We start from the raw sequence: 15,729 nt of genomic DNA, 5'->3' as shown, positions 1-15,729 counted from the left end.
AGCTCTGCATAGTTTTTTTACGCCTAGACGTCTAAATAGCTTTTATAAATTGAGCTGGAATATAAAATCCTGCTTGTACCTGTTTTTTCTATGGAATATCGTTGCAGTAGGGTATTGAAATGAGTAAGAATGGGGTACTTCAAATTATACCCGCGAATTTTAAGGTAGGAGAATTCATGCCATCTCGCAAAGAACTAGCAAACGCAATCCGCGCTCTGTCAATGGATGCAGTACAACAGGCTAAATCAGGCCACCCAGGTGCCCCTATGGGTATGGCGGACATTGCCGAAGTACTATGGCGCGATTATTTAAAACATAATCCAAGTAACCCTGAATGGGCTGATCGTGACCGTTTTGTGCTATCAAATGGTCATGGTTCAATGCTTATTTATTCTTTGTTACATTTAAGTGGTTATGAATTATCTATTGATGATTTGAAAAACTTTCGTCAAATGCACTCTAAAACACCAGGGCACCCTGAATATGGTTATGCGCCTGGTATTGAAACTACCACGGGCCCACTAGGCCAGGGCATTACCAATGCGGTTGGTATGGCAATTGCTGAAAAGTCACTGGCTGCACAATTTAATCGTGATGAACATGATATTGTAAACCACTTTACTTATGCGTTCTTAGGTGATGGCTGCCTAATGGAAGGTATTTCCCATGAAGCTTGTTCTTTAGCCGGCACACTTGGCTTAGGTAAGCTGGTTGCATTTTGGGATGATAATGGCATTTCAATAGATGGTGAAGTTGAAGGCTGGTTCAGTGATGATACGCCTAAGCGTTTCGAAGCATATGGCTGGCATGTGATTGCAGATGTCGATGGCCACGATAGTGAAGCGATTAAAGCCGCAATAGATGCCGCGCGCGCTGAAACGAATAAACCAACCTTAATTTGTTGTAAAACAGTGATTGGCTACGGCTCACCAAATAAATCAGGTAGTCATGATTGTCATGGCGCACCACTGGGTGACGAAGAGATCAAGGCTGCACGTGAATTTCTCGGCTGGGATCATGATGCGTTTGAAGTGCCTGATGAAATTTATGCTAAATGGGATGCTTCAGCACGCGGTCAACAGGCGCAAAGCCATTGGTTGATTAAATTTACTGAGTACCAAATTGAGTACCCAGAATTAGCTGCTGAATTTGAGCGCCGTATGAAAGGTGAGTTACCAGATACATGGGCTGAGCAATCTGAAGCGTATATTGCACAGCTGCAGGCAAATCCTGCAAACCCAGCAACACGTAAAGCATCACAAAATGCATTAAATGCATATGGTCCATTGTTACCCGAGTTTATGGGCGGCTCAGCTGATTTGGCTGGCTCAAACCTAACCATTTGGAATGGTTCAAAAGGCCTAACTGCTGATGATGCCTCTGGTAACTATATTTATTATGGTGTGCGTGAATTTGGTATGTCAGCCATTATGAATGGTATTGTGTTGCACAAAGGCTTTATCCCTTACGGTGCCACATTCTTAATGTTTATGGAATATGCTCGAAATGCGGTGCGTATGGCTGCATTAATGAAGCAACCTAGTATCTTTGTGTATACACATGATTCAATTGGATTAGGTGAAGACGGGCCAACTCACCAACCCGTTGAACAAATAGCAAGCATGCGTCTAACGCCGAACTTAGTTAACTGGCGTCCATGTGACCAAGTTGAGTCTGCAGTTGCATGGCAGCAAGCGGTTGAGCGCAAAGATGGACCAACTTCTCTCATCTTTACTCGTCAAGGTTTAGAGCAGCAAGGGCGAGATGATGCACAAGTACAAGCAATCAAGCAAGGCGGCTATGTTCTAAGCTGTGACGGTAATCCTGAGTTAATCATTATAGCAACAGGTTCCGAAGTACAATTGGCTGTCGACTCAGCAAAATCATTACGTTTAGATGGCAAAAAAGTTCGTGTTGTTTCTATGCCATCAACGGATGTATTCGATGCCCAGTCAGCTGAATATAAAGAAAGCGTTTTACCGGCATCTGTTACTCGCCGTGTTGCGGTAGAAGCTGGAATTGCAGATTATTGGTACAAATATGTTGGCTTAAATGGCGTAGTGGTAGGCATGACGACTTTTGGTGAATCAGCACCAGCAAATGAGTTGTTCGAACACTTTGGCTTTACGGTTGATAATATAGTGAAGAAGGCAAAAGCGTTGTTTTAATCGCTTGAAGCGATTACCCAGCCTAGCATAGGTTGGTACTATTTTAATTAAAGCGCCCGGTGTATTTCATCGGGCGCTTTGTATTTTAAGGCACTGTGCGACTTTTGCTTATTAGGGCTTGCTACTGAATTAATGATACTCACCTAAATTGAGTTGGAAGTGTGCCAACCTTAATTTAGGGGAGTAATAGATAAAAAAGCCTGCAAATGCAGGCTTTTCTGTGTTTTAAAATGAGTTACCAAAGGAGAGTAAAATACAGTTTCATCACTTTTAGAGCTATCTCATCTCAATTTTGCTAATTTAAACCTTGAACTGCTCTACGGATAAGCGCAGCTCTTCAGCCAGTTTTGCAACTTCAGTGCTTGATATTGAGGTTTGATTTGCGCCTTCTGCAGTTTGTTCTGCAATAGACACAATAGACTCTAAGCGCTCACTGATCTCTTGAGAAACCTGCTGCTGCTCATTTGCCGCAGTCGAGATCTCTTCACTCACATCATGCGCTTGCGATACAGCTTGGGTAATACTATTGAGTGCTTCGTTAGCCAAATCACTTTTATCAACACAGGACTCCGCTTGCTGCTTACCTTTTGACATCGCAGTTACAGCCTCTTCGGCGCCGGCTTGTAAAGATTCAATCATTGACTGGATTTCTTGTGTCGATTCCTGAGTCTTACTTGCCAGTGATCTCACTTCATCAGCAACGACAGCAAAACCTCGACCTTGCTCACCAGCTCGGGCAGCCTCAATGGCAGCATTTAAGGCAAGTAGGTTGGTTTGCTCTGCGATCCCACGAATAACATCTAAGATCCCACCAATTGACGCACTGTCTTGGTGTAGTTTATTAATAACTCTTGATGCTTCATCAACCTCGCGAGCGAGCTGCTCAATAGTGTGCTTGTTATCATGAGAAATACCTTTCACACGCTCGGCTTCTTTGTCAGCATTTTTAATTTCAAGTAATGCTTGGTTTGCGCTATTGCTTACACCATGAGATGTACTGCTCATTTCTGTTGTTGCAGTAGCTGCTTGCTCTACTTGAGCTTGTTGATTTCGAATCGCTTGGCTTGATTCTGTGGTAATGGTTGATGTTTGCTCTGACGCGGCTGCCAGCTGTGTAGAGCGAGAAACGATACCAGTGATCAGCTCTCGTAAGCTGCTAATTAATGCGTTACAACTGCGAGACAGCTCACCGAACTCATCCTGCGCTGTATCGTCCAAACGCTGCGTCATGTCACCACGAGCAACGATTGTGAGTACACGATTAACTTCTGCAAGGGGTTTGGTAATAAGGTTTACCGTCACAAAGGCGACTACGATCGCAATCAATGTCGCAATGACCATACCAATCCATGTCCATAAGTTTGCAGCACTGACATCTTGGCTTACGCCCTTTTGTAAATCGAATGCCACTTTGCTTGCTTCATCTAATAGCTGATCAAGCTGTTTTAAAGCTGCTTTAGTAGCTTGTTCTGCTTCTGCCAGTTCCGACTTAGTCATATTAATCGCATTGATCAAGCGCTTTTTATTTTCTGACAAGCTTTGTGTGCCGGTTGTATCTTGCTTTAATGCAGTAAAGTAAGACTCTAGATCTGCAAACAAATCACTATCAAGTGCGACGACAGGCGCTTTCATTAATCCGATATTTCGCTCTAGCTCTTCAAGCAAGTAAGTTTGATCTTTCTTTACAATCTCAAGGGTGTTTAAGTCATCAACAGTTAACATATCGGCACTGTTAGTGACGATACCCGAAAAGTTATTTTCCATACTATTAGCTGCTTGATAAGCACGGTTGCTGGATTCTTTTAATCCATCCAAATCAATAATATCAAGCACAACGGTTGTCGCATCTTCAGCATTTAATTCAATATTTTCTAGTTGAGTAGTGATAGACTTTCTTAATTGCAGCTCGAGCGCTTTATCTTTTAATAAGTTATTTACTGAGCTCACGAAGTCTTCATATGTATTGCCCACATCTTGAGCGCTACGCGATAAATTCTGGTTGCTACTTACGACATTTTCTAATTCAGCATGCGTATTGCTAAAAACAGTTTGGCGCTGATTAAACTCTGCTTTCAGTGCATTCAGCTCGGCGGGAGTTTGTGCATAAAAGCTGCCTTGAGCAACTTTGCTCATTAATGAAAACTCAACTTGTAACTCTGAACTTTTATCAAGCGCAGGGAGAGATAAGCTATTCACTTGTTGTGTTGAGCTATCTATATTTGCAATCCTTAGCAAAGAGTTTCCACCTATCATTAGGAGCAGTAAGGTGATAAGAATAAAACCACCCCAAATTCGTTGGCTTACAGTCAAGTTCATACAATTTCCATCAATTTTACTAGCAGGATTCAATACTTATCGGTTTTATTGCGGATAAGTTAAGTATTTTATAGCAGATGTGACTAAAAAATTCAGTAAAAAGGGGCGAGAATAGATTATTTGCTTAAATATTGTTCTTTCGTTGCAATATTCATCATAGTCATCGGCCCACCCCAGACACATCCAGTGTCTAATGCAATGACGTTTTGCATTTTTGTTACGCCTTTTAGCGCAGCCCAATGGCCAAATATAAAGGAAGTTTTTGACTTTTGAAAGCGTTCGCGATGAAACCAAGGTGTCAGCGTCGAAGAACTACCCACACCTCCTTTATTCGTTAAGTCTAGTTCATTATCAGCTGTGAGGTAGCGCATTCGTGTGAAAACGTTAATAATTGCTCTAAATTTTTCAGCTTCGCTTAATGCATTAATGCACTCTGTTGGGTGCTCTGAGTACATAGAACTAAAGAGATCTTTGGCACTATGACCGCGATAACGTTGCTCAACATATTGAGCGTATTCCAATGCAGTATTAATGCTCCAAGTGGGATGAATACCTGCGTGAGATATAAATGTTCTATGTTCAGGTAAAAAAATAGCTAAAGGCTGCTGCTTTAATAGAGAGAGATATTTTGAGAAGCGAGGGCTTTGAAATACGTTTTCTAATTTATCTTTTGGGTTAGGTCGACGATTCAATTCAGCACAGGCGAGTAAGTGTAGATCATGGTTGCCAAGTGTGATGGTAATCGAATCTTGATGCATGTATAGCCAATCAAGACAGGCCAGAGAGTCTGGCCCTCTGGCTATCACATCACCCACTAGATAAAGGTGATCTTTACTAGAATTAAAGTTCACCATATCTAGTAATTGAGTAAAAGGCTTAAAGCAGCCTTGCAGATCACCTATTGCGTACTGAGCCATATATCGTTAGTGTAACGTGGTTAAGCTTTTGAGGCTAAATACAGGGATTGGTGCTTCAAATTCAGTACCAAACTCATTACGCATAAGATAATGGCCTTGCATGGTGCCTAATGGCGTATCAAGGACAGCACCGCTGGTATATTTATAGCTTTCACCAGGTGCAATTGATGGTTTTTCACCAATGACCCCTTCGCCTTCTATTTCTGACTCTTTACCATTTGCATCTGTGATAAGCCAATAACGGCTTTCCAACTTGGCACTGCACAGGCTGTGATTTTTTATTGTCACAGTATATGCAAATACGTATTTGTCTTTTTCTGGCTGAGATTGCGCTTCTACATAAAAAGTTTCAACAGAGACTTTTATTGGTGAGCCAATATTACTGCTTATTGTCATAAATCCAGTTTGCTATATCTATAAATTGAGAAAGAGAGAGGTTTTCAGCACGTTTTGTCGCATCGATACCAATTTCAGCCATTTCTTCACTTGTTAACAAGTTAGAAAGACTATTACGCAATGTCTTTCGGCGTTGATTAAAGGCTTCTAAACATACAGTATTTAGTATTTTTGTACTTTTTGCGGAACGTTGCTCTGGCTTTTTTGGGATCAAGCGAATAACCGCTGAGTCTACTTTTGGTGCCGGCTTGAAGCACTCTGGCGGCACTTCAATCACGGGCATCGCGTTGCAATAGTACTGGGTCATGACGCTTAATCGACCAAATGCTTTAGAATCCGGGTTTGCTACCATGCGTTTGACAACTTCTTTTTGAAGCATAAAATGCATGTGTTCAACATGATCTGCAAACTCAAAAAGGTGAAATAAAAGAGGCGTTGATACGTTGTAAGGTAAGTTACCAAATATTTTTAGCTTCTCACCATCCTTAATTAAAGAGGCAAAATCAAACTTCATGGCATCACCTTGGTGCACCGTCAATTTGGGGCCCATAAAAGGATGCTTAATCAGTCGTTCTGCGAGATCTTTATCAAGCTCTACAACCGTTAACTTTTCACTTAGATCAACTACAGGTTCAGTGATAGCACCCAAACCTGGACCGATTTCCACAAGGTTATCAGCTGGTTTTGGGTCAATTGCAGTCACAATTTTATCGATGATCATGTCATCATTTAGGAAGTTTTGGCCAAAACGTTTACGGGCTCGATGCCCTAAGTGTACTTTATCAGTCATTAATTCAGTGCTTTTTTGTTGGCGAGCTTTATCGCTTCGCGGATAGCTAAGTCAAAACTACCTACCTCAATGTTACCTGTAGCCGCCAAATCTAGCGCGGTGCCATGGTCAACAGAGGTTCTTATAAAGGGTAGCCCAAGGGTAATATTAACCGAATTACCAAATCCTTTATATTTTAACACAGGTAACCCCTGATCGTGATACATTGCAAGCACAGCATCTGCATTATCCAAATACTTTGCTTGAAATAAGGTATCTGCGGGTAGTGGGCCAATAAGATTCATTCCTTGCGCATTCAGTGCGCTCAGTGCCGGTGTAATCGTCTCAATCTCTTCTCTACCAAGATGCCCATCTTCTCCAGCATGAGGGTTTAAACCACAAACGAGTACGCGAGGCTTTTCAATACCAAACTTACTTTGTAAATCATCATATAGAATGTTGACGACTTTAGTTAATCGCTCAGTTGTGACCGCGCGTGATACATAAGCCAGTGGAATATGTGTCGTAACGAGGGCGACCCTTAATCCCTCAGTTGCGAGCATCATAACAACATCAGATGTATTAGATTGCAGAGCAAAATATTCCGTATGCCCACTGAATGAAATACCCGCTCGGTTGATTATTCCCTTATGCACAGGACCGGTCACGACAGCATCAAATGTACCATCCATATTTTTTTCAGATGCGATGCGCAATGTTTCAAGTACATACTGGCCATTTTTCTCGTCAAGCTGTCCAGCTTGTACATGGGTGCCTTTATCAACTTGCAAGTAATACAAACAGCCTGCAGACGCTGGCTTTGCTTCAGTTTTCGCCTCAAATGGGAGTAACGTGATTGATTCACCTAATTCGATCGCACGTTTTTCAATAATTGTGCGATCGACTACTGCAACCAATTGTGCAGACCACATTTGTTGTGCCAATTTAATAACGAGATCTGGGCCGATGCCGGCGGGCTCACCCGGGGTAATTGCTATTCTTAGACACATGTTAGATCCATTTATTCTGTTGGGAAAATGTCAATATGGGCTTGTTCACGGATCTCTCGTTGCCATTTAAAGCTTTCTTCTTTGAACTTACGGTTAAATAGTAGTCCATGGGCACGATTTATTTTCGCTTGATCCGTTTTATCCGCTGTTCGCTTGTCTAACAGTTGAACTATGTGCCAACCAAATGTACTTCTAAATGGTTCACTGATCTCATTTTGCTCTAATGACAGTAGTGTATTTTTAAACGCTGGTACATAGGTTGTTGGATCAGTCCAATCGTATTCTCCACCCTTAAGTGCTGAGCCTGGATCTTCTGAATGTTCTTTTGCTAATTCTGCAAAGTCAGCTTCTCCAGTGCGCAGGTCTTTTGCGAAGCCCGCTAACATATCACGCGCTTTTTCTTCACTCAGAATGATTGAAGGTTTGATGAGAATATGGCGAGAACGTACTTCTGTAGTCTCTACCACTTGGCGACCACGAATATCTTGTATTTTTAATATGTGAAAGCCTGCACCTGAGCGAACTGGACCAACAATATTATCTTTCTTCTTACCTTTAACAGCTTCAGCAAATAATGACGGCATTTCATTAATACTCATCCAGCCTAGCTGACCACCTTCTAATGCTTTTGCACCGCTCGATGAAGCGATTGCGATACGCTTAAACTCTTTACCGTCATTTAAAAAATCAATAACATTATCTGCGCGTTCTCTAGCATCTTGAATCTCTTGAGGTGATGCTTTGCTTGGGATCTTTATTAGGATATGACCAATATCATACTCTTCTGGGTTTCCGGTTTGCTGTTCTAATATTTTTTGTAAATTAGCCACTTCTTGCGTACTAATATAAACACGACGATCTACACTGGCACGTCGTACTTGGCTAATGGTAATTTCTTTACGGATCTCTTCTCTATAAGCTTGGTAGCTTTCACCGCTAGACTCTACAGAACGTCTTAGATCCGCAATCGTCATGTTTTGATCTTTAGCGATATTTGCGATTGTTTGATCTAATTGAGAGTCTGAAATTTCCATACCCATGCGCTCAGCAAGCTGCAACACCAATGATTGATCTACTAACCGGTCAATAGCCTGCACCCTGAGTGTTCTATCTGATGGTAATTCGGTGCTTTGCTGTTTTGCCTGCTCTTTAACACGGTTAATAATTTGTTCAACTTCACTTTGTAGCACAACGCCTTCATTCACGGTGGCGACAATTTTATCTATCTGCACTCGTTCGGCGTGTACTACTTGACTAACACTTAATCCCAAAAGGGCGGCTAATAATAACTTTTTAAAATTCATAGTATTCTAATATTTATTAATTATTTAAAAAATAAGGTCGACGGTAGCCGAAGATACCTTGTTGCAATAGTTGGCTAGCACCATTGTTTGATTTACCACCTAATCCTTTAAACACAAAGTTAAAACCAATACTGGTATCAAACTGTGCATTATCATGATTAATGGTTTGGTTTAAATCTGTTTCTATGTGTCTACCACCGGTAATTTGAATTGCCCAACAACAACTGTCGTATTGAATACCGGCAAAAACTTCCACGCTTCGTGAGGCATTTAAATCTCTATGGTATCTCGCGACAAACTGCCAGTTTTGGTTAATAGGTAGACTACTAAAAATACCTATTTGGTCAATCTCATATCCTGAGACACTATTTGCATAGCGATGGTTCAATTGCACGAGTTTATTATTGTCTCCTCTGTAGTTCAGGGTGGTATGAGACTGTATCAAATCTTTTGAATCGGCATCATATTGCATTCCGGCTGAAAAGTACCAACGTCGATGCCAATGTACCATGGTTTCAGCTGCAAACAATGCATTGTAATTAGTTTCTACATTAGACGCTTGTGCACTTGGCTTTACATCATCACTTAAGTAAATGATTTGCCCGATGCTAAAGTTAAAGCGCTCGGTGCTATCGTTATCAAAAACACGAGTTGTCGCACCTAATGTAAATTGGTTTGCTTGTGCAATTCTATCCACACCTGAAAAGCGTTGTTCTCTGAATAACCCTGCAAAGTCATCTTGCAACCTTGTTGTATCATACAAACCTATATTGTTTTGCTCTCTTTTGGGGGCGTATAAATACTGTATCTGCGGTTCTAAAGTTTGGATACCTGCGTTGTTAAATAGCTTGGTCTTTCGTTCAAAGTTAAGCTGCGTATGCATCCTGACTTTAGGCATTGTTCTTGATACGCTTTTTTCGTATGACGTATTGCTGAAATCACCGTCTTGTTCGTAGTGGGTGTGTAATAAGCTAGTTTCGGCAAGAAAAGACCAAGCATAGTCTTCCACTGAAAAGTGAACACTTGGCTCAATATGCAATCGCGATGCTTCTGTAATGACCAAGTTATCGTTACGGAAGTGACTTAAGTCACCTAAAAACGAAAAAGACAAATTTTGCCATTGATAAGGTGTGCGATTGCGCCACGAAATCTGAGGCAGTGCGGCATAGGACTCTGTATGGTCACCTAATACTTCAAAGTTTTGTAACTTTATATCTGTTAACCAATCGTCACCAAGGTAACTTAAAATACCGGTTCGATTTAATTGGGTTTCAGTCTGATTACCATATTTTGAGTCTAAATCTGTTAAGTATGCATCATCACTGACATTAGTAACATCAATGCTTAAACGCCATTGTTCATTAAAATAACTCTGCTGTTGCCAATGAACAAGGTAGCGGCTATCTAATTGCGGCTCAGCATCATCTTTATTCAAATACTCAACACCAATTAGACCTTGATGCTGCGCAGTTAAATAACGGAATTCGGAAATTAACTGCAGTCCTTTTTTCGACATATACCGTGGCGTAATTGTCGCATCATAATTTGGTGCAATATTCCAGTAAAAAGGCAGGGCCATACCGAAGCCATATTTACTACTTGAGCTCGATAGAACAGGGGCTAGCAATCCTGACTTTCTTCTGTCATCGATGGGAAACGTAAAGTAAGGAATGTAAATAATAGGCGTATCAAGGACTTTAAGTACAGCGTTGTAAGACTCTCCCCATCCATCTTGTTTCGACAAAGTAATGGTACTGGCTTCAAGCTGCCAAAAAGGGGCTTCGACAGGGCAGGTCGTGAAACTGGAATTATATAAGCTAATTTCTTTTTCTGAGGCGTATAATTTTTCTGCACCACCGCGGCCTACTTGTTGAGTAAGTTGGTAGTCAGCGCCGAGTAAGCTGATATCATTATTATTTAAATCGGCATATAGACCACTACTCTTTACTACCGTAAATGCATCTTGGTATGTTAATGGCCCGGTTGCGTTGAGTAAACCGCGCTCTTTGTCAATTAATGCTGAGCTTGCTGAGAGGCGCATTTTCGTGGTGTTAATGTCTACATTACCAGAGAATTCGGCACTGGCGGTACCTTGCATTTCAACGTTATCTGCTTGAATATCAATGGCGTTTTTTGGCAATGAACTGAGAGGTAGCCAGTTTTTCGGTTGAAAATACTGACTGCACTGCATTGGTGTAGACTCTGATGTGGCTAGTGCTGGTGCGCTACTGAGTGTCAGTAAGGCGACCCCCCAAGTTTTTCTCATTTAATAACCTTGTTGGCCTAGTATATTTATCTAAGCACGACATAATAAAGTAAAACTCAGTTAAATACAGTAATTAAGAATGGATTTTTGTGACAAATAATAAAGAAAGAAAAACCTACATCGCTAGGTTTTTAACACAGTTTTTTAATGGGCGACCATATCAAGTTGATGTAGTGACGGGGGATGCGAGTTTTCGCCGTTACTTAAGGGTTTACCAAGGGGGGACGAGTTATATTTTGATGGACTCTGATCCGAGTAAAGTGAACAATGATCCTTTTGTTGAACTGAATGCTTGCTTTAGTCAAGCAGGCTTGAGAGTCCCTGAAATATTAGCAACAGATATGGCGTATGGCTTATTATTGCTAAATGATTTAGGTTCCGAACATTTGGCTGATCTGTTACAAAGTCCCCACAGGCTTGCGCATTATCAGTCGATTTTAGCGCTTATTCCCTCTATAGCAGCAGTTAAAAATTCACCTCATATGAAGCCTTATGATGGCGTATTCATTCAACAAGAAATTGAGATATTTGAGCAGTGGTTGCTTGGCAGTTGGTTAGGTTATGAGTTTGACAACGATAAAAAGGGGCTATGGCAGCTTTGTAAACGTCGGTTAGTCGAGAATATACAATCGCAACCGCATTGTACCATGCACCGTGATTTTCATAGCCGTAACATCATGCGAGACGAATGTGGATGGGTATTAATTGATTATCAAGATGCCGTGCAAGGACCTGTAACTTATGATGTGGTGTCGCTGCTGCGGGATTGTTACTTTAGGTTGCCAGGTGATGAATTTTCACTTTTGCAAAATGAAAGTTATCACGTGCTAACAAGGGCTGATTTACTTAATGGTATGTCTTATCCTGAGTATCAACAGTGCTTTGATTTAACTGGGTTACAGCGCCATTTAAAAGCTGCGGGAATATTTGTCAGATTATTATTACGAGATAATAAGGCTGGATATTTAAATAACATAATACCGACTTTAAACTATGTTATTGAAGTTGCACAATGTTATGACGAATTGCAGTGGCTTGCAACTTGGTTGGTGAATGAGATAATGCCTCTTATTGATAATAAATTGAACTCGTTAAAATGAAAGCTATGATCCTCGCCGCTGGACGTGGTAAACGTATGATGCCACTTACTGAAAAATTACCAAAACCGATGTTAAAAGTGCATGGCAAACCTTTGCTGGCATACCATATTGCGCGTTTAAAGGCTGCGGGAATTATAGATATTGTGATTAACTTAGCTTGGTGCGGTGAGGTAATTATTGAACATTTTGCTGATGGTCGTGACTTTGGCGTTAATATTCAATATTGCCATGAGCAGGAAGGTGGGCTAGAAACCGCTGGAGGCATCATCAACGCTCTACCTTACCTAACTGAGCAATATGAAGAATTCATTGTGATCAACGGTGATATATTTACTGATTATGATGTAAGTGCACTCAAGCAACTTCAACTCAACGCAGGGGAAGCACATCTTGTGCTTGTAGAAAATCCACCACATAACGAAGATGGCGATTTTTGTCTTGCTCATCAAGTTGTTAATACTCAAAAATATACATTTTCTGGTATTGGTTTGTATAATAGAGGCTTTTTTGACATGCAAGCCGCTGGGGTTGTTGCATTGGGACCGTTATTAAGAAATGGCTTAACCGCTGGTGTGGTGTCTACTGAGTTATACCTAGGGCAGTGGTCAGATATTGGTACGCCGCAGCGGCTATTAGATATTAATGCGCAGCAGGAGTTGAATAATGTGGGGTAAATTACTCGGTGTATGCTTCGGATTTATGTTCGGGCGGTGGGTTGGAGCAATATTTGGTTTTTGGCTAGGCCATTTATTTGATAAAAGTTTAAAGCAAGATTTTGATAAAGTAGGTGGTTTTCAAGGTTTTTTCAAAGGAGATGATTTGCATCAGCGCCAAGCGCTATTTTTCTCTAGTTGTTTTGCCGTTATGGGTCATATTGCAAAATCGAATGGCAGGGTAAGCGAAATTCATATCAAAGCTGCGTCATTATTTATGGATGAAATGGGGCTGCATGGCGAAGAGCGTCAAGAAGCCCAAAATGCGTTTAGGGCAGGCAAAGAAAGCGACTTTGAATTAAAACAAGCAGTGCAGGATTTCAAAGAGGTTTTCTCTCGGCGTTATGACTTGTTACAGCTCTTTTTAGAAATCCAAATTCAGATGGCGTTTTCAGATGGGCATTTGGCACCTCAAGAGATACAACTATTAAAAAGGGTGAGTCAATTATTAGGAGTGTCTAACACACACTTTAATTTTATTTTAAAGCGTTACCAAGCTGAGTTTAAATTTCGTCAGCAACGAGCTCGACAAGGTGGAGAACATCAGTATCGTGCGCCACAAGCCAACGCTGGGATATCAAAGGAACAAGCATTGGCTGTATTAGGGTTAGCTGAGCCTGCAAATGAAAAAGAGGTTAAACGGGCGTACCGAAAGTTAATGGCGCAACATCACCCAGATAAGTTAGTTTCGCAAGGATTACCACAGCATATGATGGAAGTAGCTAAAAAGAAAAGTCAGGAAATTCAGGCCGCTTATGAGTTTTTAAAATAACGCGCGTTAAACCTGTCTAATATAGATGCTTGCTTTCAATACTTGCTTTCAATACATGCTTGGGGTTACAGCTGTCGCAAAAAACCGTCAACTTCTTTACGTAACCTTTGGTGTTGGCGAATTTCAGTTGTTAGTCCAAATAATTGGCGCTGACGGTAATCGAATTTACTATTACGCTTTACCCAGCGTATCCTTTCGGCCATATTACGGGTCACAATTGGGCTGTCATTACTATAAAATACATCAAGCAAAGGTGGACTAATCAGTGAGAAGTTAGCGGGTAAGTGACGTTGCCTATCGCTGTGTGGCAATTGCGCACTGATGGCAATAAAAGCATCTAGTTTGATATTGGGTAGCTCAGCCAAATATTCTCCAAAAATACCGGCGCTGGTACCTTGCGCAATCACAACTAACTTTTCTTGTTGTCGCATGGTTAACTGAGAATATAATGCCTTAAATATGGCAACCAGCTGTGTCTTATAGTCATCAAGCGCGGTTTCTGGGAGGCCAATAACAACAGATTGCATTGCTGGCATCATTTTGTCATCCATTGAACCACTGTCATCTGCTTCACTTTCTTTTTCAGCCCCTTGGTCATCATCAGCATTTTTTGGCTTTTCATATGTAATTTCTGGTATTTGTAGAGCGTAGGTGTCAAAACCGTCATCCGTTAAGGCTTGGTATAGATAATTAAAGCCATTATAAGATAAGGGCGAATGGCCTATATCAGGGAGTAAAATTACCACTCCGCGCTTTTGTGGAGCCATATACTGAGAAAAAACGGCGAAGCTTTTTCCTTCTTCGGTTTCAATATCAATGAGCATTTCGGTATTGAAATATTTAGATAAGTCTCGTTTCTCTATTTCTAATCGTGATTCAGGCATGACAAAGTCAGCAGCCGCTAAACATGGACTAAGTAGCAGCGACCAAAGGAATAGAAAATAGGAAAAAGTTCTCATAAGTTTACAGCTCTCATCGGGTCTGATTATAGATATCGGCAGAAGTAACTGAATATTTACCCGCGAGTGCATAAAAATAACCACATGATTCATTGTATCTATATAACTTGTGTGTTTCTATTAGCGGGTCTAAGATGTTATATGCACATCCAGTCTATTGCCGTACCGTGAGAGAGTTACTCTATGTTGCCTGGTCATATTAAGCCATTGAAAATGAATTATCGACAAGAATTGTTTGCGCTTTTTGGTGTAAATGTCGTGTGTTTTTTGGTTTTTTCTAGTTATGACACTTTGGAGTGGCTATATCATTTTTCTCGCGATCATGAACACTATGAGTTGGATGAGTTTGTACCGTTATTATTTTCGCTGACGATTACTTTTGCCCTATTTTCTTTTCGACGTTGGAAAGAGGCACAGTTATTTTATACCGAAGTAGAGTATTTATCGTTTCACGATAGTATGACTGGCTTGTTAAATCGAAGAGGTGCACAGTTAAAAATGGCGCATTTACCTGCGGAGTATGCTGGATCAGCTGTTGTTTTTATCGATTTCGATAATTTTAAACAAATAAACCAGTTATATGGTTATGAAGTGGGGGATGAAATCTTAAAGCGAGCCGCCAGTGAATTACTGAAAGGCTATGAGCATAGTTTATTATCACGCTGGGCGGGTGAAGAGCTCATGATGATTGTGCCAAATATTAACCGTCATACACTCCCAAGTTTTGTCGATGAATTGTATAGCAGTATAACGACGCATATTACGCTATCCACTCATACTGTGAGCATTAGTATGGGCGCGGTATGGGGAGATGCACAGGCTGATCATCAACAACTTCTTGTGTTAGTTGATGAGGCGTTATCTTTCGCTAAGCAACGTGGTGGAGCTCAGGTTAAAATCTTTGACCATTGAGATAAGAATATGAACTGTTAACCGTTTTAAGGTTTAACTCTATCCTAGCTTGGTGTTTAATCTAGCCTCTATCTTAAGTACACAATAAATACCAAGAATGTCTTCCATCCTGTTATTCATTAGTTGA

13 protein-coding genes are annotated in these 15,729 nt (G+C 40.9%); 5 read left to right on the top strand and 8 right to left on the bottom strand.

Annotation, left to right across the window (positions count from 1 at the left end):
- Positions 1-176: 176 nt before the first annotated feature.
- Positions 177-2,168, top strand: a complete 1,992-nt coding sequence (tkt, locus tag BGP78_RS14935) for a transketolase (RefSeq protein WP_119862118.1) — start codon at positions 177-179, stop codon at positions 2,166-2,168.
- A gap of 300 nt (positions 2,169-2,468) precedes the next feature.
- Here tkt and BGP78_RS14930 read toward each other — a convergent pair whose 3' ends face one another.
- From BGP78_RS14930 to lptD, 7 genes are all read right to left on the bottom strand, one after another.
- A complete protein-coding gene (locus BGP78_RS14930) occupies positions 2,469-4,484 on the bottom strand; it encodes a methyl-accepting chemotaxis protein (RefSeq protein ID WP_119862117.1) in 2,016 nt (671 codons plus the stop codon).
- Positions 4,485-4,600: 116 nt separating this feature from the next.
- The gene (locus tag BGP78_RS14925) at positions 4,601-5,401 is read right to left on the bottom strand and encodes a symmetrical bis(5'-nucleosyl)-tetraphosphatase (RefSeq protein WP_119862116.1); all 801 of its coding nucleotides are present in this window, start codon (positions 5,399-5,401) and stop codon (positions 4,601-4,603) included.
- Positions 5,402-5,407: 6 nt separating this feature from the next.
- Positions 5,408-5,797, bottom strand: coding sequence for a Co2+/Mg2+ efflux protein ApaG (gene apaG / locus BGP78_RS14920; RefSeq protein ID WP_119862115.1), 390 nt, complete (start codon positions 5,795-5,797; stop codon positions 5,408-5,410).
- Positions 5,781-6,587, bottom strand: a complete 807-nt coding sequence (gene rsmA / locus BGP78_RS14915) for a 16S rRNA (adenine(1518)-N(6)/adenine(1519)-N(6))-dimethyltransferase RsmA (protein ID WP_119862114.1) — start codon at positions 6,585-6,587, stop codon at positions 5,781-5,783. The genes apaG and rsmA overlap by 17 nt, the downstream gene beginning before the upstream one ends.
- Positions 6,587-7,576, bottom strand: a complete 990-nt coding sequence (pdxA, locus tag BGP78_RS14910; protein WP_119862113.1) for a 4-hydroxythreonine-4-phosphate dehydrogenase PdxA — start codon at positions 7,574-7,576, stop codon at positions 6,587-6,589. Before pdxA ends, rsmA begins: the two co-directional genes overlap by 1 nt.
- An 11-nt stretch (positions 7,577-7,587) precedes the next feature.
- Complete coding sequence (gene surA / locus BGP78_RS14905) at positions 7,588-8,880, bottom strand: peptidylprolyl isomerase SurA (protein ID WP_119862112.1); 1,293 nt, start codon at positions 8,878-8,880, stop codon at positions 7,588-7,590.
- 16 nt (positions 8,881-8,896) lie between these two features.
- Entirely contained in the window at positions 8,897-11,146 is a 2,250-nt protein-coding gene (gene lptD, locus BGP78_RS14900; RefSeq protein WP_119862111.1) for an LPS assembly protein LptD, read from the bottom strand.
- An 89-nt stretch (positions 11,147-11,235) separates the two neighbouring features.
- On the opposite strand from lptD, the gene BGP78_RS14895 reads away from it, so the two are divergent.
- The 3 genes from BGP78_RS14895 to djlA are packed head-to-tail and all read left to right on the top strand — an operon-like array spanning position 11,236 to position 13,731.
- A complete protein-coding gene (locus BGP78_RS14895; protein WP_259386327.1) occupies positions 11,236-12,246 on the top strand; it encodes an aminoglycoside phosphotransferase family protein in 1,011 nt (336 codons plus the stop codon).
- Complete coding sequence (gene murU / locus BGP78_RS14890) at positions 12,243-12,920, top strand: N-acetylmuramate alpha-1-phosphate uridylyltransferase MurU (RefSeq protein WP_119862110.1); 678 nt, start codon at positions 12,243-12,245, stop codon at positions 12,918-12,920. Before BGP78_RS14895 ends, murU begins: the two co-directional genes overlap by 4 nt.
- Positions 12,910-13,731 carry a co-chaperone DjlA gene (gene djlA / locus BGP78_RS14885; protein ID WP_119862109.1) on the top strand — a complete coding sequence of 274 codons (822 nt, stop codon included), beginning with the start codon at positions 12,910-12,912 and terminating at the stop codon, positions 13,729-13,731. The genes murU and djlA overlap by 11 nt, the downstream gene beginning before the upstream one ends.
- 65 nt (positions 13,732-13,796) lie before the next feature.
- Here the strand turns inward: djlA and BGP78_RS14880 are convergent, their stop codons facing one another.
- Positions 13,797-14,690 carry a DUF3530 family protein gene (locus BGP78_RS14880; RefSeq protein WP_182912293.1) on the bottom strand — a complete coding sequence of 298 codons (894 nt, stop codon included), beginning with the start codon at positions 14,688-14,690 and terminating at the stop codon, positions 13,797-13,799.
- Positions 14,691-14,873: 183 nt separating this feature from the next.
- Here BGP78_RS14880 and BGP78_RS14875 point away from each other — a divergent pair, with 183 nt between their 5' ends.
- On the top strand, positions 14,874-15,602 hold the full coding sequence (locus tag BGP78_RS14875; protein WP_119862107.1) for a GGDEF domain-containing protein: 729 nt from the start codon (positions 14,874-14,876) through the stop codon (positions 15,600-15,602).
- Positions 15,603-15,729 lie beyond the last annotated feature (127 nt).

Source organism: Pseudoalteromonas sp. MSK9-3 (assembly GCF_003590335.1).
GTDB lineage: Bacteria > Pseudomonadota > Gammaproteobacteria > Enterobacterales > Alteromonadaceae > Pseudoalteromonas.
The sequence above is the reverse complement of the archived record's forward strand: the minus strand, read 5'-3'. Positions and strand labels throughout refer to the sequence as shown.

Coding starts and splice junctions, on each gene's coding strand:
- lptD (WP_119862111.1), bottom strand. CDS start 11,146: ATGAGAAAAACTTGGGGGGTCGCCTTACTGACACTCAGTAGCGCACCA.
- murU (WP_119862110.1), top strand. CDS start 12,243: ATGAAAGCTATGATCCTCGCCGCTGGACGTGGTAAACGTATGATGCCA.
- djlA (WP_119862109.1), top strand. CDS start 12,910: ATGTGGGGTAAATTACTCGGTGTATGCTTCGGATTTATGTTCGGGCGG.
- tkt (WP_119862118.1), top strand. CDS start 177: ATGCCATCTCGCAAAGAACTAGCAAACGCAATCCGCGCTCTGTCAATG.
- BGP78_RS14925 (WP_119862116.1), bottom strand. CDS start 5,401: ATGGCTCAGTACGCAATAGGTGATCTGCAAGGCTGCTTTAAGCCTTTT.
- BGP78_RS14880 (WP_182912293.1), bottom strand. CDS start 14,690: ATGAGAACTTTTTCCTATTTTCTATTCCTTTGGTCGCTGCTACTTAGT.
- apaG (WP_119862115.1), bottom strand. CDS start 5,797: ATGACAATAAGCAGTAATATTGGCTCACCAATAAAAGTCTCTGTTGAA.
- rsmA (WP_119862114.1), bottom strand. CDS start 6,587: ATGACTGATAAAGTACACTTAGGGCATCGAGCCCGTAAACGTTTTGGC.
- surA (WP_119862112.1), bottom strand. CDS start 8,880: ATGAATTTTAAAAAGTTATTATTAGCCGCCCTTTTGGGATTAAGTGTT.
- BGP78_RS14930 (WP_119862117.1), bottom strand. CDS start 4,484: ATGAACTTGACTGTAAGCCAACGAATTTGGGGTGGTTTTATTCTTATC.
- pdxA (WP_119862113.1), bottom strand. CDS start 7,576: ATGTGTCTAAGAATAGCAATTACCCCGGGTGAGCCCGCCGGCATCGGC.
- BGP78_RS14875 (WP_119862107.1), top strand. CDS start 14,874: ATGTTGCCTGGTCATATTAAGCCATTGAAAATGAATTATCGACAAGAA.